Raw genomic sequence first — 21,849 nt, forward strand, 5'->3', positions numbered from 1 at the left:
GTGCGCGGACTCACGTCCCGGCGGCGCCGCCCGCGGCTCCCGGTGCCCTCCTGGTGAGCACCCGGACCACGTTCGTCGGAACGGTGATCACCCGGCTCCCGGCCCGGGCGGTCACCGCCAGTTCGACCCAGCGCGGCATCGGATCCGGCGGCAGTACGGCACCGGCCCGCAGCTCGAGACGCCTGAGAAGCTGCGACTCCAGCTGCCACAGCGCGATGTCCAGGCCGCCCTCGGGGACGTCGTACGACAGCGTCCGCGTGAACTCGGACTCCGTGTTCACCGAGATGGTCGACCTGGTGAGCCGGGACCACTGCGCGCTGGCCTGCGCGGCGAGGAAGGGGATGTCCAACTTCGCCTCGAGGCCGATGGCGGTCGCCAGCTCCCGGGTGGTCTCCTCGCTGACGCCCACGCGGACCGTCCGCTCATCGGTGAACTGGCTGGGGCCGTCGGTGGAGACCACCCACAGCAGCCGCCAGCGCTGCACATGGCCGAGCCGGAACGTCAGTACCTCGGAGGCCGCGCCCAGCTGCGACGACGCCAGCGTGCCGAAGCCCGGCTCCCGCGCGAGCAGTCGGCGGGTGAACGCCGGCGCGGAGATGCTGCGCGAGACCAGCCAGGCGGACTGGCGGTGCTGGAGCTCACCGAGGGACGAGCCCACCGACTCGCCCAGGAAGGCGGGCGGTTCACGATGGGTCAGGGCGATGGTGCGCCGGTTCGTGGTCGTGCTCATGGCCGGGGTCCGCTCTGCCCGCCCCGGGCGGGCGGCCCGGCGGACCGGGGCAGAGCCCGGTGGTGGATGTCGGCCGCGCACTGCGCGATGGATTCCACCGCCTTCAGCGCGAAGGCGAGATCGCCGGACCGGTCGCCGGTCAGACTGACCTCGAGGGTCTGGTTCCCCGCGACGGTCACCTTCAGCAGCCCGTCGGTGGTGTGCGCCGAGGACGGGTACAGCACATGCAGGGTCACCGGGACCCGGCCGGCCCAGACCACCTGGCCGGTCACCGCGATCCTGTCCGCGCGGACGACATGGCGCAGCCCGCTGTACTTGGCTATCAGGTCCCGGTCACGGGCCAGCCGTTCCTGGCCCTGGGGCGAGTCGGTCCAGCCCGGCACCGACAGCGGCACAGGCCCCTGCGCCGCCGGGTCGGGCACCGCGACGATCCCGCCCGCCGAGCCTGTCGGCTCCGGCGGCCCCTCGGTCACGACCAGGTTCTCTCCCGTCAGCTCGTAGTAGTGCCGGTCGCCCCGGACGAAGAGGAAGTGCCGGGCCGACGCGAATCCGCGGCTGTCCGTGCCCAGGCTCGCGAAGAAGAAGTCGTGGTTGTGTCCCTGGGCGTTCACCGTGTCCCGGTATCCCTCGATGTCTCCGGAACTGAGGTTGCGCAACTGGTTGGGATGGTGACTGTGCCAGCTGCCCAGATGCTCGATCTCGGGGTACCGCTTCTCCAGCCGCCGGAACTCCTGGATCTGGAACTCGGTGTCGCCGCGGTGGAACGTGGGGGTGCGGTCCGCCCGCGGTCCGTCGTCGATGTAGTCCACGACATGCAGTTCCAGCCGCTCCATCGCCTCATGGCGCTCGTCCAGGCGCTCGGACCGCTTCGTGCCCCGGATGAACCCGACGTACTTGCCGCCCACCTCCACCGCGGGATGGCCGAGGATCTCCTGCGTGAAGCGATGCGTCACCCGGGGCCGTACGAAGACCCGCAGCGTGGCTGGGCATTTCTTCCGGGCTGTTCCGAACATCTCCACCGTCCTCACTCGCTGCCCGTGTCGGGCTCGGTGGCCGGCCCACAGGCGAGATGGCACCCGGTGAGCGGCCGGAGCAGGATGCGCGTGTTGTCGTACGAATTGCCGAAGAGGCCTTCGGCCCGGCGGATGCCGACGGTCAGCCAGTTGAAACTCGGCTGGAGCAGATACCGCGAACGGCGGCCGCCCAGCAGCGAGAGCACGTAGTGGGCGTGGTACGAGGCCACGATGGAGATGTCGGCGGCCAGCCCGGAAGCCGCGAAGTCGGTCTCGCCCAGGCCGTAGATCCGCTGCTGTTCCTCGTCGGTGAGTTCCAGCCAGTCGTCGAGGTCCAGGCCCCGGTCCATGCAGAACTTCAGCTTGCAGTCGTGGCAGCCGGTCTCGCCCGGAAGGTAGGCGTAGACCTCGCCGCCCAGTCCGGTGCGGAACACCATGCCGAAGACACACGGGACGCGGCTGCGCACACACAGCTCGTTGACGTAGTTGCGGGCCACGGCGTCGTCGACCGCGCACACCACCAGGGTCGCCCCGGCGATCGCCCGCTCGATCTCGGGGGACCTGGTCACGTCGTGCGCGAAGGAGTCGACCCGGCTCGCCGGATTGCGGTCCACGAGCCATTCGCCGGCGATGTCGGTCTTGAGCCGCCCGAGGTCGCTGCGCCGCGCCGGATGCTTGACCAGGTTCTCCGGCTGGAGCACATCGGGGTCGAACAGCGCCCAGTCGCGGATGCCGCACATGGCCAGGCGCTCCATGACCACGGTCCCTCCGCTTCCCAGGCCGACCAGGACGATCCTGGCCCGGCCCAGCTCGGAGGTGTCGAGGAGATAGTCGATGCGGGATGTGTCGAGCACCGCGTCAGCGGTCATACCAGGACCTCCTCAGATGCCCGGTGGCCCCGGTCAGTGGGGCTGCTGCGGGCCCGGCCATACCTGCCGCTCGACCCAGATCTCGTACTTGTTGAGCCAGATCGCCGCCTTGGCGACCACCGCGGCCGCCGAGAAGAAGGAGGACCACTGCCTGCGACGCATCACACAGATCGTGCCGTCCGCGTACATGTGCGGGTTCTTCACCGGCGTCCAGCCGTGCGGCCAGACCTGCGGAAGGCTGTGCGGATAGCCGTCGGGCAGATCGATCCAGATGCCGTACTGGGTGCCGGCGAACGTCCGCAGCGGGCCCCGGGCGACCGCCCACGTGCCCGCGCGCGGAGTCGTGGAGTCCAGGACGAACCTGGGGAAGTGCAGCGCCAGGATGCGTCTCTCCTCGGCCAGCCGGCCGCCCACCGGATCGGCGCCGATGACCAGGCTGCGGGTGACCTTGATGTCCCTCGCCTCGCCCGGCACGTCAGGACCGGCCCGTCCGGGAGTACTCCCCCTTCTGGTCGGCGATGCCGACGATCGGCTTGTTGATGAACCCGGCGGGTGACTTTCCGGCGGCATAGATGTTGCCGTCCTCACCGACCTCCACGAGGTCGTTGTCACCCAGCGATGACAGCAGTTGCTCCGCCTCTGCGCGGCTCGTCATCAGAACCCCCCGATCGATCCGCAGATCCTGCGCCGAAAGTTAGCGGCACAGATAGGTGAAGTGCCAACGAAATAGGCCAAATGATCTGTATGGAAATCTGTGCGGAAAACTCCGTACAGCAGCAGATACGAAATGCACATGGTCGACCACCTTCGGCCGTGCGGGGTGGGGCGCACGCGAGCGGTGGACCCTCCCGGGGGGACACCCGGGTCCTGCCGCACACCCGTTGCGGCAACAATGGGGGGATGAGCGACAGTCCAGCCCCCCTCGCCGACCCGCACCTCGTCTACGACCCGGTCGCGGGCGACGGCCCGAAGGACGTGGTGATCCTCGGCTCCACCGGTTCGATCGGCACGCAGGCCATCGACCTCGTGCTGCGCAACCCGGACCGCTTCCGGGTGACCGGCCTGTCCGCCAACGGCGGCCGGGTCGCCCTCCTCGCCGAGCAGGCCCGCAGGCTGCGGGTGCGGACCGTCGCGGTCGCCCGCGAGGACGTCGTGGCGGCCCTGCGCGAGGCCCTCGCCGCCGAGTACGGGACGGGGGAGCCGCTCCCCGAGATCCTGGCCGGCCCGGAGGCCGCCACCCTGCTCGCCGCCTCCGACTGCCACACCGTCCTCAACGGCATCACCGGCTCCATCGGCCTCGCGCCCACCCTCGCCGCCCTCGAGGCCGGCCGCACCCTCGCGCTCGCCAACAAGGAATCGCTCATCGTCGGCGGCCCGCTGGTCAAGGCGCTGGCCGAGCCCGGCCAGATCATCCCGGTGGACTCCGAGCACGCGGCCCTCTTCCAGGCTCTCGCCGCAGGCACCCGCGCGGATGTGCGCAAGCTGGTCGTCACCGCCTCCGGCGGCCCCTTCCGAGGCCGCACCAAGCAGCAGCTGGCGAACGTGACGGTGGAGGAAGCCCTCGCCCACCCCACCTGGTCCATGGGCCCGGTGATCACGATCAACTCCGCGACCCTGGTCAACAAGGGGCTGGAGGTCATCGAGGCGCACCTTCTCTACGACATTCCCTTCGACCGCATTGAGGTCGTCGTGCATCCTCAGTCGTATGTCCACTCGATGGTGGAGTTCACGGACGGATCGACGCTGGCCCAGGCGACGCCCCCCGACATGGGCGGGCCGATCGCCGTCGGTCTGGGCTGGCCCAGGCGCGTCCCCGACGCGGCGCCCGCCTTCGACTGGAGTACGGCGTCGACGTGGGAGTTCTTCCCGCTCGACAACGAGGCCTTCCCCTCGGTGAACCTCGCCCGGCACGTGGGCGAGCTCGCGGGCACGGCCCCGGCGGTGTTCAATGCCGCCAACGAGGAGTGTGTGGAGGCGTTCCGCAGGGGCGCGCTCCCGTTCAACGGGATCATGGAGACCGTCACCCGGGTCGTGCAGGAGCACGGCACGCCGGCGACGGGAACTTCACTCACCGTGTCGGACGTCCTCGAAGCGGAGACCTGGGCACGGGCCCGGTCCCAGGAACTGACGGCTACCGCGGAGGCGCGTGCATGACAGCCCTGATGATGATCCTCGGCATAGTCGTCTTCGCGGTCGGCCTGCTGATCTCGATCGCCTGGCACGAGCTGGGACACCTGTCCACGGCCAAGCTCTTCGGCATCCGGGTTCCGCAGTACATGGTCGGCTTCGGCCCGACGATCTTCTCGCGGAAGAAGGGCGAGACCGAGTACGGCGTCAAGGCGATCCCCTTCGGCGGCTACATCCGCATGATCGGCATGTTCCCGCCGGGCGACGACGGCCGGATCACGGCCCGCTCCACCTCACCCTGGCGCGGCATGATCGAGGACGCCCGCTCGGCCGCGTACGAGGAGCTCCAGCCGGGCGACGAGACGCGCATGTTCTACACGCGCAAGCCGTGGAAACGGGTCATCGTGATGTTCGCGGGCCCGTTCATGAACCTGGTGCTCGCGGTGGGCCTGTTCCTCACCGTCCTGATGGGCTTCGGCATCCAGCAGCAGACCACCACCGTCAGCTCGATCTCCCCCTGCGTCATCTCGCAGAGCCAGAACCGCGACGAGTGCAAGTCGACCGACCCGGCCTCCCCGGCCGCGGCCGCCGGCATGAAGCCGGGCGACAAGATCGTCTCCTTCGCCGGGGAGAAGACGGCCGACTGGAACACGCTCTCCGACCTGATCCGGGTCAGCGCCGGCAAGGAGGTGGCCATCGTCGTCGACCGGGGCGGCAAGGAACTGACCCTGCACACGACGATCGCCACCAACCAGGTCGCCAAGAAGGACTCCGACGGGACCTACGTCCAGGGCGAGTACATCAAGGCCGGTTTCCTCGGCTTCAGCGCGGCCACCGGCGTCGTCAAGCAGGACTTCGGCGACTCCGTGTCCTGGATGACCGACCGGGTGGGCGAGGCCGTCGACTCCATCGCCGCCCTCCCCGGCAAGATCCCGGCCCTGTGGAACGCCGCCTTCGACGGCGCTCCGCGTGAGCCCGACTCACCCATGGGCGTGGTCGGCGCGGCCCGCGTCGGCGGTGAGATCTTCACCCTGGACATCCCGGCCTCGCAGCAGCTGGCCATGGCCGTGATGCTGGTCGCGGGCTTCAACCTCTCCCTGTTCCTCTTCAACATGCTCCCGCTGCTGCCGCTGGACGGCGGGCACATCGCGGGCGCCCTGTGGGAGTCCCTGCGCCGAAACCTGGCCAAGGTCCTGCGCAGGCCGGACCCGGGCCCGTTCGACGTGGCGAAGCTGATGCCGGTGGCGTACGTGGTGGCGGGCATCTTCATCTGCTTCACGGTGCTGGTCCTCATCGCGGACGTGGTGAACCCGGTGCGCATCTCCTAGCCACCCTGTCGTCACACGCGGTTCGCGGCGGCCCGGGACGATCCGTCCCGGGCCGCCTTCCATCGAGCGGGTTCGACGGCCGGCGAGGGTCCCCCCGCCGAGTGGTTTGGAGGTGGGGGAATGCTCGCGCCCGGGCCGGTGCCGTAATCTCGAAGCCTGGAACCCGCATGAAGACGGGACCTGGGCCTTGATCCACGACTTGGGGTTGCACAGCAGATGACTGCGATTTCTCTCGGCATGCCGTCCGTTCCGACCAGGGTTGCCGAGCGCCGGAAGAGCCGGCAGATCCAGGTCGGATCCGTGGCGGTCGGCGGAGACGCCCCGGTGTCCGTGCAGTCGATGACCACGACCCGTACGTCCGACATCGGCGCCACCCTCCAGCAGATCGCCGAGCTCACCGCCTCCGGCTGCCAGATCGTCCGCGTGGCCTGCCCCACCCAGGACGACGCCGACGCGCTGGCCACGATCGCCCGCAAGTCGCAGATCCCGGTGATCGCCGACATCCACTTCCAGCCGAAGTACGTCTTCGCCGCGATCGAGGCGGGCTGCGCCGCGGTCCGGGTCAACCCCGGCAACATCAAGCAGTTCGACGACAAGGTCAAGGAGATCGCCAAGGCGGCGAAGGAGCACGGCACCCCGATCCGCATCGGCGTCAACGCCGGCTCGCTGGACCGCCGCCTGCTCCAGAAGTACGGCAAGGCCACCCCCGAGGCCCTCGTCGAGTCTGCCCTCTGGGAAGCCTCCCTCTTCGAGGAGCACGACTTCCGCGACATCAAGATCTCGGTCAAGCACAACGACCCGGTCGTGATGATCGAGGCGTACCGCCAGCTCGCAGCCCAGAGCGACTACCCGCTCCACCTCGGCGTCACCGAGGCCGGCCCCGCCTTCCAGGGCACGATCAAGTCGGCGGTCGCCTTCGGCGCCCTGCTCTCCCAGGGCATCGGCGACACGATCCGCGTCTCCCTGTCGGCCCCGCCGGTCGAGGAGGTCAAGGTCGGCAACCAGATCCTGGAGTCCCTCAACCTCAAGCAGCGCGGCCTGGAGATCGTCTCCTGCCCGTCCTGCGGCCGCGCCCAGGTCGACGTGTACAAGCTGGCCGAAGAGGTCACCGCGGGTCTCACGGGCATGGAGGTCCCTCTCCGTGTCGCCGTCATGGGCTGCGTCGTCAACGGCCCCGGCGAGGCCCGCGAGGCCGACCTCGGCGTCGCCTCCGGCAACGGCAAGGGCCAGATCTTCGTGAAGGGCGAGGTCATCAAGACCGTCCCCGAGTCGAAGATCGTGGAGACCCTCATCGAGGAGGCCATGAAGCTGGCCGAACAGATGGAGGCGGACGGCATCACGTCCGGCGAGCCGTCGGTGTCGGTCGCGGGCTGACCGTCCCGAGCTTCCGCGCCGGGCGGGGTGCGGCCGGCCTGTCCGGTGATTGAGGACGAGGGTCGGCCGTTCTGAGCTTCTGCGCCGGGTCGGGTGCATCCAGCCCGTCCGGCGTTTGGGGACGAGGTCGTTCAGGCCGACGGCGGGGGTCTGGGGGCGGCAGCCCCCAGGGGACGGCACGACACCCCACGGTCACGGCAGACGAACGCCAGTTGAACACAGGTCGGCACCGCCCAGCTTCCGCAGGTACAGTGCGGGGACCAGCAGACCTGAGTGTGAGGCCCCGCGCGTGTTGACCCAGACCACCTCCCGGGTCCTCGAACCGAGCGACCTGGACGCCGCGCTCGCCGTCCTCGACCGCGAGCCGGTCGCCAACGCCTTCGTCACGTCACGTGTACAGGTCGCGGGCCTCGACCCGTGGCGTCTCGGCGGCGAGATGTGGGGCTGGTACGAGGACGGCATGCTGACGTCCCTGTGCTACGCGGGCGCCAACCTCGTCCCCATCTGCGCGACACCGCGAGCGGTACGCGCCTTCGCCGACCGCGCCCGCCGGGCAGGCCGCCGCTGTTCCTCGATCGTCGGCCCCACCGAGCCGACGACCCAGCTGTGGAGCCTCCTCGAACCCCACTGGGGCCCGGCCCGCGAGGTCCGCACCCGACAGCCCCTCATGGTCACCGACCGCATGCCCGCCGACACCGCCCCGGATCCCTACGTCCGCCGCATCCGCAAGGACGAGATGGACACGATCATGCCGGCGTGCGTGGCGATGTTCACCGAGGAGGTCGGCGTCTCCCCGATGGCCGGCGACGGAGGCCTGCTCTACCAGGCCCGGGTGGCCGAACTCGTCGGCTCCGGCCGCTCGTTCGCCCGGCTCGACGACCGGGGCAGGGTCGCCTTCAAGGCGGAGATCGGCGCGGCGACCCCCCACGCCTGCCAGATCCAGGGTGTGTGGGTGGCCCCGGAGTACCGGGGCCAGGGCCTGGCCGCCCCCGGCATGGCGGCGGTCCTGCGCTACGCCCTGGCCGACGTGGCCCCGGTGGTCAGCCTCTACGTGAACGACTTCAACACCACGGCGAGGCGCACGTACAGGAGGGTGGGCTTCCAGGAGGTCGGCGCCTTCACGAGCGTCCTCTTTTGAGGCCCCTGTAGGCTCCCCGCCATGGACCTCGTGATCGGCCCCTTGGACCTCCCCGCCCATGTGGACGAGGCCCTGGCCGTACAGGCGATCGCCTTCGGACTGGGCCCCGACGAGGTGGCCGTCCGCCGGCAGATCGTCCTGCGCCACATGGCGACCCCGGGCGCGAGAGCCTTCGGCGCGACCGTCGGAGAGCGACTCGTCGGCTTCGTCTACGGCATGCCCAACGACCGGGCCCACTGGTGGTCGACGGTCGTACAGCCCTACCTCCGGGCCCAGGGCAACGAGCAGTGGCTGGACGACGCGTTCGTGATCACGGAACTGCACGTCCACCCCGCCCACCAGAACCGCGGCGCGGGCCGGGCCCTGATCACCACGATCACCGACACCGCGACCCAACCCCGCTCGATCCTCTCCGCGATCGACACCGAGAGTCCCGCCCGAGCGCTCTATCACTCCCTGGGCTACCAGGACCTGGCCCGCCGCGTCCTGTTCCCCAGCGCTCCCCGTCCGTACGCGGTGATGGGCGCCCCGCTCCCCCTCCTGCGCGGATAACGGATTTCCGGCCCGCCGCGCTCCCCGGCTAACCTCCTAGCCAACACCCTCCTCCGCTCTCGGTGGCGCTCGAGCGGGGGACCCCCTTCGGCAGGAGTACGAGAACCATGGCGAACGCACCGGTCCAGCGCATGTCCCAGTTGATGGCGAAGACGCTGCGCGACGACCCTGCGGACGCCGAGGTCCTGAGCCACAAGCTCCTCGTCCGCGCCGGCTACGTCCGCCGTACCGCCGCCGGCATCTGGTCCTGGCTGCCGCTCGGCAAGAAGGTCCTCGCCAACGTGGAGCGCATCGTCCGCGAGGAGATGGACGCGATCGGCGCCCAGGAGGTCAGCCTCCCCGCCCTGCTGCCGCGCGAGCCCTACGAGGCGACCGGCCGCTGGGACGAGTACGGCCCGGAGCTGTTCCGTCTCCAGGACCGCAAGGGCGGCGACTACCTCCTCGGCCCCACCCACGAGGAGATCTTCACGCTGATCGTGAAGGACCAGGCGTCCTCGTACAAGGACCTGCCGGTCATCCTCTACCAGATCCAGACGAAGTTCCGTGACGAGGCCCGCCCCCGGGCCGGCATCCTGCGCGGCCGTGAGTTCCTCATGAAGGACTCCTACTCCTTCGACACCGAGGACGAGGGCCTTGCCCGGTCCTACGCCCTGCACCGCCAGGCGTACCAGAAGGTGTTCGAGCGCCTCGGCCTGGACTACCGCATCTGCGCGGCGACCGCGGGCGCGATGGGCGGCTCCAAGTCGGAGGAGTTCCTCGCCCCGGCCGGCGCCGGCGAGGACACCTTCGCCGACTGCCCGAACTGCGACTTCGCTGCCAACACCGAGGCGATCACGTACGAGTCGAAGCCGGTGGACGCGGACGGTGTGGCCGCTCTCGAGGAGATCCCCACCCCGGACACCCCCACCATCGAGACCCTCGCCGCCCACCTCGGCGTCCCGGCCTCGGCCACCCTGAAGAACCTCCTGGTCAAGGTCGACGGCGAGATCGTCGCCGTGGGCGTCCCCGGTGACCGCGAGGTCGACCTGGGCAAGGTCGAGGCGCACTTCGCCCCGGCCGCCGTCGAGCTGGTCACCGCCGAGGACTTCGTGGGCCGGCCGGACCTGGTCCGCGGTTACGTCGGCCCGCAGGGTCTGGACAAGGTGAAGTACATCGCCGACCCGCGCGTGGCCCCGGGCACCGCCTGGATCACCGGCGCCAACAAGGAGGGCCTGCACGCGAAGAACGTCGTCGCGGGCCGGGACTTCGAGGTCGGCGAGTACGTCGACGTCGTGGTCGTCCAGGAGGGCGACCCCTGCCCGAAGTGCGGCACCGGCCTCAAGCTGGACCGCGCCATCGAGATCGGCCACATCTTCCAGCTGGGCCGCAAGTACGCCGACGCCCTCAAGCTCGACGTGCTCGGCCAGAACGGCAAGCCGGTCCGCGTGACCATGGGCTCGTACGGCATCGGCGTCTCCCGCGCGGTCGCCGCCCTCGCCGAGCAGAGCGCCGACGAGAAGGGCCTGTGCTGGCCCGCCGAGGTGGCCCCGGCCGACGTGCACGTCGTCGCGGCGGGCAAGGCCCTCCAGACCGAGCTGGCGCTCGACGTCTCCGAGAAGCTGCGCGCGGCCGGGCTGCGCGTACTGGTCGACGACCGGGCCGGCGTCTCCCCGGGAGTGAAGTTCACCGACTCCGAGCTGATGGGCGTGCCGAAGATCCTGGTGGCGGGCCGCCGCTCGGCCGAGGGCGTCCTGGAGCTGAAGGACCGCAGGACCGGTGAGCGCGAGGAGCTCACGGTCGACGAGGCGATCGCCCGGCTGACGGCCTGATTTAAAGCAACGTCTCAGGGAGTTCTGCCGGGGCGTATGGCTGCCTCACAGACTTCTCTCAGGCCGTTCCCCGACCGTAGGGCGTGACAGAACGTCACTGCGGAGGGGAACGGTCATGGCGACCAGGGAAGAGGAACGGGGGGCCGCGGCAGCGGTCCGCAGAGGTGCGCGGCGTACGGCCGCCCTGGCCGCGGCGGTCACGCTCGCGGCGGCGGCCGGGGTGTTCGCCCTGGTCGGCACCATGCAGGCCGACGCCGAGACGACGGCGAGCGGCACGAGCGGCAACTCCAGCTCCAGTTCCAGCTCGAGCTCCACGGACACCGGGTCCACGGACACCGGGTCCACGGACACTGGCACAACCGACGGCAGCACAACCGACGGCAGCACAACCGACGGCAGCACAACCGACGGCAGCAGCACCGACAGTGGTACGGACTCCTCGTCGAGCAGTTCGTCGTCCTCCGACGGCGGCAGCTCCTCCTCGGACAGCGGTCTCACCTCCTCCTCCGGCGGCTCCGCCGACTCCACCTCGGGAGCGTCGTGATGAGTGCCTCCCTCGCGTCCCGCACCACGGCCGCCGCGCAGTGGCGGGCCCTCGGCACCACGGTCCGCCTGGTCGTCACCGACCCGGCCCTGCTGGAGTCGTGCAACCTGCTCCTCGCCCGGCACCTCGCCGAGGTCGACGCGGCGTGCAGCCGCTTCCGCGCCGACTCCGAACTGGCCGCCCTCGACGGCACCGCCGGCCGCCCGGTCCGGGTGAGCCCGCTGCTCGCCGAGGCCCTCGACGTGGCCCTGCGCGCGGCCGAGGCCACCGACGGGACGGTCGACCCCACCGTCGGCTCCGCGATGGACGCCCTCGGCTACGACCGCGACTTCACCCTCGTCCGCGAGGACGACCGACCGGTCCGGCTCACGGTCCGGCGCACCCCCGGGTGGCGCACCGTGCGCCTGGACCGGGCGACCGGCACGGTGTCCGTCCCCGAGGGCATCCGCCTCGACCTGGGCGCCACCGCCAAGGCGTGGGCCGCCGACCGGGCCGCGGGGACGCTGGCCGCGGCGGCCGGCTGCGGAGTCCTGGTGAGTCTGGGCGGCGACACGGCCGTCGCGGGGGAGCCCCCGGCGGACGGCTGGCAGATCCGCGTCCAGGACATCACGGGATCCGTCGACGAGACCCCCGCCGAAGGCCCCTACGAATCGGTGGGTCTGCGCGGTGGCGGCCTGGCCACCTCGGGCACGGCCGCCCGGCGCTGGCGGCGGGGCGGTCATGACCTGCACCACATCATCGACCCGCGTACCGGCCTGCCGGTCCGTTCCCCGTGGCGCACGGTCTCCGTCGCCGCCGCGACCTGCGCCGACGCCAACGCGGCGAGCACGGCGGCCCTGGTGAAGGGCGCGGGCGCGGAGCGGTGGCTGCGACGGCGGGGCCTGCCGGCGCGTCTGGTGGCCCAGAACGGCACCGTCCTCACCACGCCGGGCTGGCCCACGTCGGCCGCTCTGGCACGGGAGGCGGCCGCGTGACCTCCGAGACCCTCTGGTACGCCAACCGTGCCACCGGTGCCGTCTGCCTCGTCCTCTTCACGGTCGTCGTCCTGCTGGGAATCGCGGTCCGGTCGAGAACCCGGCTCCCCGGGCTCCCCCGTTTCGGCACGATGAGCCTGCACCGCACGCTCTCCCTCTCCGCGACCGCGTTCCTGGCCCTGCACATCACCGCCGCGGTCGTGGACGGCTATGTCGACATCACCGTCGTGGACGTCCTCGTCCCCTTCGTCGGCGACTACCAGCCCCTCTGGCTCGGCCTCGGTACGGTCGCCCTGGACCTGATGCTCGCCGTCCTGGTCACCAGCCTGCTGCGGGAACGCCTCGGCCACCGCACCTGGCGAACCGTCCACTGGCTGGCGTACGCCTCCTGGCCGGTCGCGCTCGTCCACGGCATCGGCATCGGCACGGACACCGGCGCCGACTGGATGACCTGGCTGACCGTCGCCTGCGTGGCCACGGCGGTCGCCGCCTTCGCCGCCCGCCTCGCACACGCCGCCCGCGCCGGCCGCCGCACGCCCGCCGCCCTCCTGCGCACCGCCGAAGGAGCCCGACCGTGACCGCCACCTTCCCGGACCTCCAGATGCCCCCACGTCTCCTCGCCCCCGGCGCCACGCCGGCCGACCTGGCCACCCACCACCAGCGCTACGGCCCGCTGTCCCACGGCGACCCCGAGACCCTGCTCCGTACGGTCGCCGAGTCCGGCCTCACCGGGCGCGGCGGAGCCGGCTTCCCGACGTACCGCAAGCTCGTCTCCGTCGCGGAGGCCGGACGGCGTACCGGTCACGCTCCCGTCGTCGTGGCCAACGGCGCCGAGGGCGAACCGGCCAGCCGCAAGGACAAGGCGCTGCTGCGGCTGTCGCCCCATCTCGTCCTGGACGGGCTCCAGTTGGCGGCCCGCACGGTCGGCGCGGGGGAGGCGTACCTCGCCGTGGAGGACGGCGCGACCTGGCTGGAATCCGCCCTCGCCCAGCGCACCGCGGACCCGCTGCCGGTGAAGGTCGTCCGCCTGCCCAAGTCGTTCCTCTCCGGCCAGGCCGCCGCCCTCGCCCGGTACGTCTCCGGCGGCGCGGCTCTGCCCACCCACCAGCGTCCGCCGGTCCGTGAGCGTGGAGTGCACCGCGCCCCGACCCTCGTACAGAACGTCGAGACCCTGGCCCACCTCGCGCTGGTCGCCCGCTACGGCGCCGACTGGTACCGCACGGCCGGTACCCCGACCCAGCCCGGCAGCGTGCTGTGCACGGTCCATGTGCCGGGCCGAGAACCCCGGGTGGTGGAGGCGCCCTACGGCCTGCCCCTGAGGCGACTGCTGCCGCTGGAAGGCGTCCGAGCGGTGCTGGTCGGCGGTTATCACGGCACCTGGATACCCGCCCCGGAGGCGGCTCAACTGGCGCTGGACAGCAGCTACTTGGGTGCGGGCGTGCTCGCCGCGCTGCCCCTCGACCGCTGCGGCCTGGCCGAGACCGCGCGCGTCCTGCGCTATCTCGCTCTCCAGTCGGCCGGTCAGTGCGGCCCCTGCCTCAACGGCCTGCCCCGCATCGCCGCCGCCTTCCGTACCCTCGCCGTACCCGGCCCCCGGGGCGCCGTCCGCGCCGACCTGGCCCGCTGGTCGGGCCTGGTCGAGGGCCGGGGCGCCTGCCACCACCCCGACGGCACCGTCCGCCTGGTCCGCAGCGCCCTGACCACCTTCGCCGCCGAGGTCGACGCGCACTCCCGGGGCCACTGCACCGCGACCGACCACACGCCCCTGCTGCCCGTCCCCGAGGAGGGCTGACCCATGAGCACGGCCCAGCACATCGACATCGACTGGACGGCCTGCCAGGGCCACGGCCTCTGCGCGGACTTCCTCCCCGAACACATCACCCTCGACGAATGGGGCTACCCCCTGGTCGACGGCGCCCCGGTCCCCGCCGACACCGTGCGACGGGCCCGGCGGGCAGCCGCCGACTGCCCGGTCCTCGCACTGGCGTTGATTCCGGGACAGGCGGGCTGACGAGGGGCAGTGGGATCAGCAGACCTCGGCCGTGAGAAGGCCGTGGGGCGTGAGTTCACGCGGGAGCTCCACCCGCATACCGCAGAAGCACCACAGCGTGCTGCCCCGTGAGGCGGGAGCGCCCAGGTCGATCATCAGAATGTCGCGTACTTCCCGGAGCACGTCACTCAGCTGGACGCCGCTGGCCACGCGGATACTGACCTCATCCGGGTCCCAGACCGCAATTTCGGGCAGATTGTCCGTCAATGAAATGTGGATGCACACAACTGTCTCCCCAGGGATGCACAACGACACGAGTGATCCGCTCCGGGAGGCCAGCGGCTGACTGATGGTAGTCCTGGCGGTCGCGGCTAGGGGGAGTTTCGGTCATATTCATTCGTACGGTGCGGATCGCCTTGCGGGTCCGCCCGGGCCCGGGCATCACGGCCTGCCCGGGGGCCGCGGTGGCGCCGCTGACCTCAGGTGATGCGGCTGACCTGCAGCATCGCCTCGGCGTCCTTCAGCAACGCGCGCTGACGTGCCTCCGGCAATTGCCGGTACAGCTTGAGGAGTCGCGCCTCCCGCTCGTCCCCGCTGGGTCCGGGCGCGGGACGGCCGACCGCCTCGAAGAACTCCCGCGGTGTCGTCGGTACCCCCCAGCGCCGGAACACGTCGACCATGGCCCGCAACTTCTCCGGGTCGATGCGTGAGGTGCCGCGCGTGCGGTTCATCCACGCGTTGAGCGTCGGGTACGAGATGCCGGCCGCCGAAGCCAGGTCCTTCTGGGTCTTTCCCGGAACCTGTGACAGAAGGCGATCCAGCAGAATCGCCAGGTCCACGTCCTGGCGTGCCGGGTCGTTGCCGAGTGCTGGGTCTCCTGGGCGGCTCTGCTGGTTCGTCACGCCTCAGAGGATCGGCCATCAATATCTACAAGCGCAAGTAGATCGCAGACCGGCGGTCACGGCTTCAGGTGCACGCCGGAGCGTTGTCGGAGCAGTGGCGCAAACCTGCGCCCCCGTGCTCCCCCTCGCGACACCCCACCCGCACCTTACGTTCCGTGCATAACTTGACACTGTATGCATCTACGTGAAGACTGTAGATAGGCCCGGCGGGGCCGGCGCCCCGCGCGCCGGAGCCGCGGTTCCGTATCTCCGGCACCGGCCGCCCCGCGTCGCCGCGGGGCGGGGTGGTCGCCCGCCGGAGCAATCTACATCTACATGCATATTGAAGATGCGGAGGGACCTTCGCTCCGCACCCCGCACGACGTCGACGGGAGTACCCACTGTGTCCGCACCGAACAACGTCACGTCCGCTCCGGACGGTCCGGAACCCGAGGTGATCGCCCGGGCCCGCGCGGGCGACCGGGAGGCGTTCGCCACGCTCTACTACGACCACTACCGCCTCGTGTACAGCTTTCTGCTCGTCCGCACACGCAACAGACACCTGGCCGAGGACCTGACCCAGGAGGTGTTCACCCGCGCGCTGCGACGCATCGACGGCTACGTCTGGCAGGGCACGGCGTTCGCCGCCTGGCTGATCACCATCGCGAAGAACCTCTACCTGGACGAGCTCGGCCGGGGCCGCACCCGGCTGGAGACCCCGGTCGCCGAGTTCCTGGACCCGCAGGTCCCCGGCCGTGGCCCGGAGTCGCGCACCCTGCGCGAACTGGAGGCCGTCGAGGCGCACGAGACGGTCCGCACCGTCCTGCACTCGCTCAGCGCCGAGCAGCGCCACTGCGTCCAACTGCGCTTCCTCGACGAACTGACAGCGCAGGAGACGGCCCAGGCGATGGGTCGGACGGTCGGAGCCGTCAAGGCGCTGACCCACCGGGCGCTCCAGAAGCTGCGCTGGACGGCCGGGACGGTGGCGGTGTGAACGGGAACGTGCTCCATGCCGCGCGCGTGATCCGCTCGGTGCTGGCGACCGTCCGGACCGAGCAGGCGGCGGCCGTGGCGCACGCGCTGGACTCGGCCCGTCTCCTCGTCGACCCCGAGCGCTCGTTCGGTGTGGTGTTGTACCGGACACCGGACGGCAGCTGGTCCCGCACCGGGCGACCGGTCACCGAGCTGGAGCGGCAGGCCCTGACCTGGGACACCGCCTGCGAACGGGCGCGTCATGTGGCGCGCGCCATCGAAGGGCACCTGGACACCCACCCGGGTCCGCACGCCGTCCGTGTCGAGGGCGACCGGGTGCGGGTCCTGCTCCGCGTCGACGGTCCCGCCCAATGGGCGCGCTGGCGCTCGTACTTCGGTATCGCGAGCGTCGGTGAGCGGACCGAGCCCCACACGCGGACGGGCGAGGGGGAACGCGACGGTGTCCGGGTGACGGTGGTGGCCCGCAGCGCCTCCACGGCGCCGCCCCAGCCGACGACGGGACAGGACAAGCGCCGGTTCCGGATCGGCGAGACCCTGTACGACCTGGCCTCACCGCTGCGCGACGGGTACGGGGGCGTCTGGTACTTCGAGGGCCGCCGAAGCAGCGACGGCATGCCTCTGATGGCCCTCGACGGCCGGCCCGAGCGGTGCTCCCTCGCCAACGTGGCTTTCTACCTGGGGCCGTTGTCGCCGGTGCGGCCCGACGACGACGCCACGGTGAGCGGGCCGGCGGGCATCTCGTCGCCCCCGCCGGCGCCGTCGGACGTGGTGGTGCCGCGGACGCTCCCGGTCGCGGCCGTACCGCACGTGCTCCCGACCGCGGCCGTACCGCGGACGCTGCCGGACGATCCGGGGTCGTGGGCGATGGTGGACGTGTCGGAGGCCGGCGTGCTGCCGGACGTGCCGCGGCCGCGGGTGACGTCGGACCTGCAGGACCTGTGGACGGCCTCGGGGCTGCCGGAACAGGAACATGCGCATGCGCAGGAACAGGCGCAGGAACACGCGCGCGACCATGCACAGGACCACGAGCAGTACGACGCGCAGGCACAGGAGCCAAAACCGGTGGATCCGGTGGATCCGGTAGATCCGGTGGGTCCGTCGCACCGGCCGGCCTGGGGCGAACCGTTCGGGCCGCTCGTCCCGTCGGTGCCGACGGCCGGCCCTGCGGGGCCGGTCCGATGAGCGCCGGTCGGTCGAGGGGGCCGACCGGCGCCGGGGGAGAGGGGGACGGGGGGAGCCGGGCATGGGAGTCGAGTGCCGCCTGCCGGTACCAGGACGCGGAACTCTGGTTCTCCCGCCGGTCCTCGCCCCGTGCCGTGGCCATCTGCGCGGCTTGTCCCGTGCTGGCCCAGTGCAGGGCCGCCGTGCTCATACGTGAGAAGGGACTGCCCGAGTGCCATCGAGACGGTGTCATCGCCGGCCTGACCGGTCCTCAGCGCTATGCCCTGGAGCGTCAGGCGGACGGGTCGTGGCCGGGGCCGGCCGCCGATCCCGGGGCGTCCCGCGCACCGGTCGGCGCGCCCCGGGGACAGCCTGCCCGGTGCGGGACCCGGGCGGCCTACCAGCGGCATCTGCGCCTGCGGGAGCCCGTCGACGAGGCCTGCCGCCTCGCCAACGCGCGCAGCGTCGGCCGTTACCGCCGCACCGGCACCACCCGTGCCCGGAACGAAGCCGCCAGGGACCCCGCCGCCGCGAACACCGAGGTCCCGCTGCCGCCGGACAGCGTGCGGTGCCCTTCGGAGGGCTCCCCGGCACCGGTGTCGGCCGCACCTCGCGGCGCCACGCAGGCCCGGCCGGGCACGGCGGACGGATCGGCGTCGGTCCTGGTCGGGGCGGGGACCGGTGCCCGCGACCGGCTGTGGGGCACGGCCGGGACCACCACCCTTACGCCCCGGAAGTGACCTCTCGTCCACCGCCACCGGAGTACTTCATGTCCACATCCCCGACGGGCCGTCCGCCCGAAGAGCCCCTGTCCGATGGCTCCCGGAACCGCCGCTCCCGAGTCGCCCGCCGCGTCGGCCGCATGGCCGCCCTTCGCCGCCTCTTCCGACCGCCAGGCCGAACTGCCCGGCCGGAGACCGTGTTACGACACGGACCTTCCCCGGACCTGGACGACTGCCGCCAGGAGCTGGCCCGCTGGCAGCGCCACGCCGACTCCTTCGAGCGCGAGCTGACCCGCGTCTCCTTCGAACGCGCGCACCTCCTCGCCTGGCTGGCGGCGCTGCACCCGTCGAGCGCGGTCGTCGCGCCGGCCGTCGGCGCCGGGCCGGACGGCACGCACCTGCTGCGACTGGTGGCCGGGGGACGGCAGTTGTCCTGGCGTCTTCCCCCCAGGGACATCCCGCTGTTCGCGCATGTCCCGTACACGGAGCGCGCCACCGGGCACCTGCAACGGGACGGTCCCACCGCTGCGGAACAGGCCGCCCACATCCGCAGTCACACCCGTCTGCTGGCCATCGAGGGAACTCTCTTCGCGGCCCCCGCCGAGAGACGGCCGCAGGCGCGATCGACCGAGCACTGACACCGCTCGGGACGCGCTGCGCGGCCCACCCCGCGAGACTCCGGTCGACAGGCTCGGGAGGCACGTCGGCCGGACCCACAGTGCTCCCCTGCCGGGGGACCTCCAGCAGGGGAGCGCTGTCCCGTCCGCACCGCGCGCTTGCCGCGCGACCGGGCCGGCGGTCCACCTGCGGCCCGGCGGCCTGCGTTCCGGCGGCTCGCCTTCCCCCGCTACAGCCAGCTCGCGAACTCCAACAGCAGTTCCGCGTCACGGGTGCGCCCGACCCGCCGCGCCCGGACCCCCGACTCCACCGCCCGGAACAGCGTCCAGCCGCGCAGCCGCTCCTGGTCGAGCTCCAGCGACTCTGCGAGCCGCTTCACCCGACGCCGGGTCGTCGCCGCCCCGGACGGCGAGGCGATCAGGTCCTCCACCCGGTCGCGGACCAGCCGGGCCAGGTCGAAGGCGCACTCGCCGACCACCGGATCCGGCCCCACCGCCAGCCACGGCATCCGCTCACCCGCCAGCACCTTGCTCTGCCGGAACGTGCCGTGCAGCAGCCGGTGCTCGGGCGGTCCCGCCAGCAGCTCCGCACGGGCGGCGAGCGCCGCGTCCACCAGGACGGCCACCTCGGGCTCCGTCTCGGCGCTCGCCCGCATCGCCCGCGCCTGCCGCCCGGTCCGGTCGGTCACGGACTCGAACGAGTGACCGGCCGGTGGCTCCACCCACAGCCGCCGCAACGTGCCCGCCGCCTCCAGCAGGGCCTTCGCCTCCGCCAGCGACCGCACCGACACATCGGGATGCAGCCGCTCGAGCAGCAGTGCTCCCGCCGTCTGCGGCTCTTCCAGCAACTGGACGGCGCCCAGGCCGTCCCAGTGCGTCAGCGCGGCCCGCTCCGCCTCCGGCCGGAACCGGGGTGGGGCAAGCTTCAGCACGGCGGGCGTCCCGTCCGCGCGCCGCACGAGCACGACCATGCTGCTCCGGCCGCCCGGCACCTGCACCCGATCGACCGTCAACTCGCGCAGGGCGACGGCCTGCCGGGCCGCCTCCGGCAGCTTCTCCAACCAGCCGTCACCGTCCGGTGCCGTCTCACCGAGCGCCCTGACCAGACGCTGCGGCGGTTCGAAAGCCATGCGCGAGTCGTTCCCTTCCTGCTTCGGGTCAAGCCGCCGGTGTACCCGAGGGCGCTGCCGCCGCCGGAGGCGTGGCCGCTGCCGGTACGGACGCCGAGCCCGTGGCCGGATCCGTACCGGTCCGCTCGGCGAGACCAGGGAAGGCTACGCTCCCGCCGCGCCAGCGCACCGCACGGACCGCCGCGTCCCGCAGCGCGCCCGCGGCCTCCCGGCGCCGTGCGTCCCCGGCTGCCCGCACCAGGTCGGAGTACACCCCGGCCACGCGCTCTTCCAGCTCGGTCGCGAGCCGGACCGCCGCCGCGGAGTCCGGCACCGGGAACGGCAGCGCGTATCCGGCGCTCGCGGCGACCGGCTCGGCCCCCAGGTCGCGCACCTCGCGCACCAGCGCGTCCCGGCGCGCCCGGTGCGCGTCGTAGGCCGCCCGCGCCTCGGCGCTCCGTGCCTCGCCGATCCGCCCGCCGACGACCCCGTACCCGTACACGGCGGCGTGTTCGGCGGCCAGCGCCGCCTGGAGTGCCGTCAGCTCCGCGCTCGTGGCCTCACTCATCGCGCCCCCTCCGTCAGCAGATAGGCGTGTGCCGCGCCGGCCGCCGCCACCGAGGCCAGCAACCGGGCCAGTTCGCCCGGGACGTCCAGCAGCTCCGTCGCCCTGCGGTCGGCGAGCGCCCGCTCCGCCGCGGCCAGCCCGGCGAGCGCGTCCGTGTCGGTGACCGGCACGGCGGACGGCGCGGCCGAGGGATCGGCCGGCGGAACCGAGGCGGAGCTCGTCGAGGAAACCGTGGGGGAGGCGGAGGTGGGGGAACCGGTGGCGGAACCGGTGGCGGAGGGGGACGCCTTCGCCGCGCCTCCGAACGCCTCCACGTGCCGTAGGACCTCCGCCCGCAGCGGCCCCAGCCGCCCCGTCAGCGCCGGATGGACGGCGAGCACGGCGTCGTACCGTGCCACCAGCTCGCCGCTCTCCCCGGCCGCACGCGCGCGTGCCCGTTCGGCGACCGACGGGCTGCCGCTCGCGCTCTCCTCGGGCTCCTCCGTACCGGACGAGCAGCCCACGAGCAGCACCGCTCCCGCGGCCGACGCGAGCAGGGATCTTCTGCGCGGCCCCGAGGGGGTTCGCGAGGGGAGGGGCAACGGCACGGCAGGCGTCCTCGGGGGAACTCGTACGGAACTGGCGTCCTGGTGGGCGGCGGGCCCGTGATCACCGTACCCGCGCGGTCGCCCCGTACCACTCAGCGGCACCGCCCCGCGAGGGCCCGCCACCCTCCGTGCACAGGTGGACGGCAACACACCTTGCGACCGGATACCCTTTGACCAGACACGAGCCCCATCCCACAACAGCACACGCGGCCGAGGAGTCACCCGGATGAGCACCACCCAGAGCGAGAGGCTGCGAGAGCTCCTGGAACCGCTCGTCGCCTCCCAGGGACTGGACCTCGAAGAGATCACCGTGGACTCCGTCGGACGCAAGCGGGTGCTGAGCGTCGTCGTCGACTCCGACTCCGGAGCGGACCTGGACCAGATCGCCGATGTGAGCCGCGCGCTCTCGGCGAAGCTCGACGAGACGGACGCGATGGGCGAGGGCGAGTACACCCTCGAGGTCGGCACCCCGGGCGCGGAGCGCGCGCTCACCGAGCACCGCCACTACGTACGTGCCGTCGACCGGCTGGTGCGGTTCCATCTGACCGAGGGCGGCGAGCTGGTCGCCCGCATCCTGACGGTCGACGACGAGGGACTCGATCTCGAGGTCCCCGGCGTGAAGGGCCGCAAGGCCACCACCCGCAGACTCCCCTTCGGCGACATCGACAAGGCCCGCGTGCAGGTCGAGTTCAACCGCAAGGACAAGAGCGACCAGCACGCCAAGAACGAGAACGACGAGAACGAGATGGAAGAGGAGGCGTAGC

26 protein-coding genes are annotated in these 21,849 nt (G+C 72.0%); 16 read left to right on the forward strand and 10 right to left on the reverse strand.

Annotated features, from left to right (window positions below; all coding sequences use genetic code 11):
* Positions 1-10: 10 nt before the first annotated feature.
* The 5 genes from OG736_RS31375 to OG736_RS31395 are packed head-to-tail and all read right to left on the reverse strand — an operon-like array spanning position 11 to position 3,267.
* The gene (locus OG736_RS31375; RefSeq protein WP_327185352.1) at positions 11-730 is read right to left on the reverse strand and encodes a hypothetical protein; all 720 of its coding nucleotides are present in this window, start codon (positions 728-730) and stop codon (positions 11-13) included.
* Positions 727-1,743, reverse strand: coding sequence for a hypothetical protein (locus OG736_RS31380; protein ID WP_327185353.1), 1,017 nt, complete (start codon positions 1,741-1,743; stop codon positions 727-729). Before OG736_RS31380 ends, OG736_RS31375 begins: the two co-directional genes overlap by 4 nt.
* 11 nt (positions 1,744-1,754) lie before the next feature.
* Positions 1,755-2,612, reverse strand: coding sequence for a ThiF family adenylyltransferase (locus OG736_RS31385; RefSeq protein WP_327185354.1), 858 nt, complete (start codon positions 2,610-2,612; stop codon positions 1,755-1,757).
* 33 nt (positions 2,613-2,645) lie between these two features.
* Positions 2,646-3,086, reverse strand: coding sequence for a type II CBASS E2 protein (locus OG736_RS31390; protein ID WP_020128631.1), 441 nt, complete (start codon positions 3,084-3,086; stop codon positions 2,646-2,648).
* 1 nt (position 3,087) lies between these two features.
* Positions 3,088-3,267: a hypothetical protein gene (locus tag OG736_RS31395; protein WP_020128630.1), complete on the reverse strand. Its 180-nt coding sequence runs from the start codon at positions 3,265-3,267 to the stop codon at positions 3,088-3,090.
* A gap of 245 nt (positions 3,268-3,512) precedes the next feature.
* On the opposite strand from OG736_RS31395, the gene dxr reads away from it, so the two are divergent.
* The 11 genes from dxr (at position 3,513) to OG736_RS31450 (ending at position 14,468) form a co-directional block, all read left to right on the forward strand.
* Entirely contained in the window at positions 3,513-4,766 is a 1,254-nt protein-coding gene (dxr, locus tag OG736_RS31400) for a 1-deoxy-D-xylulose-5-phosphate reductoisomerase (RefSeq protein WP_327185355.1), read from the forward strand.
* Positions 4,763-6,067 (forward strand): M50 family metallopeptidase, encoded by a 1,305-nt coding sequence (locus tag OG736_RS31405; protein ID WP_327185356.1) that lies wholly within the window; start codon positions 4,763-4,765, stop codon positions 6,065-6,067. Before dxr ends, OG736_RS31405 begins: the two co-directional genes overlap by 4 nt.
* 216 nt (positions 6,068-6,283) lie before the next feature.
* The gene (ispG, locus tag OG736_RS31410) at positions 6,284-7,441 is read left to right on the forward strand and encodes a flavodoxin-dependent (E)-4-hydroxy-3-methylbut-2-enyl-diphosphate synthase (RefSeq protein ID WP_028806657.1); all 1,158 of its coding nucleotides are present in this window, start codon (positions 6,284-6,286) and stop codon (positions 7,439-7,441) included.
* 289 nt (positions 7,442-7,730) lie between these two features.
* Positions 7,731-8,579 carry a GNAT family N-acetyltransferase gene (locus OG736_RS31415; RefSeq protein ID WP_327185357.1) on the forward strand — a complete coding sequence of 283 codons (849 nt, stop codon included), beginning with the start codon at positions 7,731-7,733 and terminating at the stop codon, positions 8,577-8,579.
* Between the two features lie 21 nt (positions 8,580-8,600).
* On the forward strand, positions 8,601-9,131 hold the full coding sequence (locus OG736_RS31420) for a GNAT family N-acetyltransferase (protein WP_327185358.1): 531 nt from the start codon (positions 8,601-8,603) through the stop codon (positions 9,129-9,131).
* Between the two features lie 107 nt (positions 9,132-9,238).
* On the forward strand, positions 9,239-10,939 hold the full coding sequence (locus OG736_RS31425; protein ID WP_327185359.1) for a proline--tRNA ligase: 1,701 nt from the start codon (positions 9,239-9,241) through the stop codon (positions 10,937-10,939).
* A 115-nt stretch (positions 10,940-11,054) separates the two neighbouring features.
* Positions 11,055-11,483 (forward strand): hypothetical protein, encoded by a 429-nt coding sequence (locus OG736_RS31430; RefSeq protein WP_327185360.1) that lies wholly within the window; start codon positions 11,055-11,057, stop codon positions 11,481-11,483.
* Positions 11,483-12,457: an FAD:protein FMN transferase gene (locus OG736_RS31435; protein ID WP_327185361.1), complete on the forward strand. Its 975-nt coding sequence runs from the start codon at positions 11,483-11,485 to the stop codon at positions 12,455-12,457. Before OG736_RS31430 ends, OG736_RS31435 begins: the two co-directional genes overlap by 1 nt.
* Positions 12,454-13,035, forward strand: a complete 582-nt coding sequence (locus OG736_RS31440; RefSeq protein ID WP_327185362.1) for a ferric reductase-like transmembrane domain-containing protein — start codon at positions 12,454-12,456, stop codon at positions 13,033-13,035. Before OG736_RS31435 ends, OG736_RS31440 begins: the two co-directional genes overlap by 4 nt.
* Positions 13,032-14,249 carry an NADH-ubiquinone oxidoreductase-F iron-sulfur binding region domain-containing protein gene (locus OG736_RS31445; RefSeq protein WP_327185363.1) on the forward strand — a complete coding sequence of 406 codons (1,218 nt, stop codon included), beginning with the start codon at positions 13,032-13,034 and terminating at the stop codon, positions 14,247-14,249. Before OG736_RS31440 ends, OG736_RS31445 begins: the two co-directional genes overlap by 4 nt.
* 3 nt (positions 14,250-14,252) lie before the next feature.
* A complete protein-coding gene (locus OG736_RS31450; RefSeq protein WP_327185364.1) occupies positions 14,253-14,468 on the forward strand; it encodes a ferredoxin in 216 nt (71 codons plus the stop codon).
* 15 nt (positions 14,469-14,483) lie between these two features.
* On the opposite strand, the gene OG736_RS31455 is transcribed toward OG736_RS31450, so the two are convergent.
* Both OG736_RS31455 and OG736_RS31460 read right to left on the reverse strand, forming a co-directional pair.
* Positions 14,484-14,714, reverse strand: a complete 231-nt coding sequence (locus OG736_RS31455) for a hypothetical protein (RefSeq protein WP_327185365.1) — start codon at positions 14,712-14,714, stop codon at positions 14,484-14,486.
* Between the two features lie 212 nt (positions 14,715-14,926).
* The gene (locus OG736_RS31460) at positions 14,927-15,349 is read right to left on the reverse strand and encodes a helix-turn-helix domain-containing protein (protein WP_327185366.1); all 423 of its coding nucleotides are present in this window, start codon (positions 15,347-15,349) and stop codon (positions 14,927-14,929) included.
* Positions 15,350-15,731: 382 nt separating this feature from the next.
* Here OG736_RS31460 and OG736_RS31465 point away from each other — a divergent pair, with 382 nt between their 5' ends.
* From OG736_RS31465 to OG736_RS31480, 4 genes are all read left to right on the forward strand, one after another.
* Positions 15,732-16,322: an RNA polymerase sigma factor gene (locus tag OG736_RS31465; RefSeq protein ID WP_327185367.1), complete on the forward strand. Its 591-nt coding sequence runs from the start codon at positions 15,732-15,734 to the stop codon at positions 16,320-16,322.
* Positions 16,319-17,503 (forward strand): BN159_2729 family protein, encoded by a 1,185-nt coding sequence (locus OG736_RS31470; protein ID WP_327185368.1) that lies wholly within the window; start codon positions 16,319-16,321, stop codon positions 17,501-17,503. The genes OG736_RS31465 and OG736_RS31470 overlap by 4 nt, the downstream gene beginning before the upstream one ends.
* Positions 17,500-18,222, forward strand: coding sequence for a WhiB family transcriptional regulator (locus tag OG736_RS31475; RefSeq protein WP_327185369.1), 723 nt, complete (start codon positions 17,500-17,502; stop codon positions 18,220-18,222). Before OG736_RS31470 ends, OG736_RS31475 begins: the two co-directional genes overlap by 4 nt.
* Positions 18,223-18,401: 179 nt before the next feature.
* Positions 18,402-18,842, forward strand: coding sequence for a hypothetical protein (locus OG736_RS31480; RefSeq protein ID WP_327185370.1), 441 nt, complete (start codon positions 18,402-18,404; stop codon positions 18,840-18,842).
* Positions 18,843-19,051: 209 nt separating this feature from the next.
* On the opposite strand, the gene OG736_RS31485 is transcribed toward OG736_RS31480, so the two are convergent.
* From OG736_RS31485 to OG736_RS31495, 3 genes are read right to left on the reverse strand one after another with little or no spacing between them, the layout of a single operon-like run.
* On the reverse strand, positions 19,052-19,951 hold the full coding sequence (locus OG736_RS31485; protein ID WP_327185371.1) for an aminoglycoside phosphotransferase family protein: 900 nt from the start codon (positions 19,949-19,951) through the stop codon (positions 19,052-19,054).
* A gap of 28 nt (positions 19,952-19,979) precedes the next feature.
* Positions 19,980-20,498, reverse strand: a complete 519-nt coding sequence (locus tag OG736_RS31490) for a ferritin-like domain-containing protein (RefSeq protein ID WP_327185372.1) — start codon at positions 20,496-20,498, stop codon at positions 19,980-19,982.
* Positions 20,495-21,085 (reverse strand): hypothetical protein, encoded by a 591-nt coding sequence (locus OG736_RS31495; protein WP_327185373.1) that lies wholly within the window; start codon positions 21,083-21,085, stop codon positions 20,495-20,497. The genes OG736_RS31490 and OG736_RS31495 overlap by 4 nt, the downstream gene beginning before the upstream one ends.
* Positions 21,086-21,311: 226 nt before the next feature.
* Between OG736_RS31495 and rimP the strand changes: the two genes are divergently transcribed.
* Entirely contained in the window at positions 21,312-21,848 is a 537-nt protein-coding gene (rimP, locus tag OG736_RS31500; RefSeq protein WP_327185374.1) for a ribosome maturation factor RimP, read from the forward strand.
* Position 21,849: the final 1 nt, after the last annotated feature.

It is taken from the genome of Streptomyces sp. NBC_01334 (genome assembly GCF_035983595.1).
GTDB lineage: Bacteria > Actinomycetota > Actinomycetes > Streptomycetales > Streptomycetaceae > Streptomyces > Streptomyces coriariae.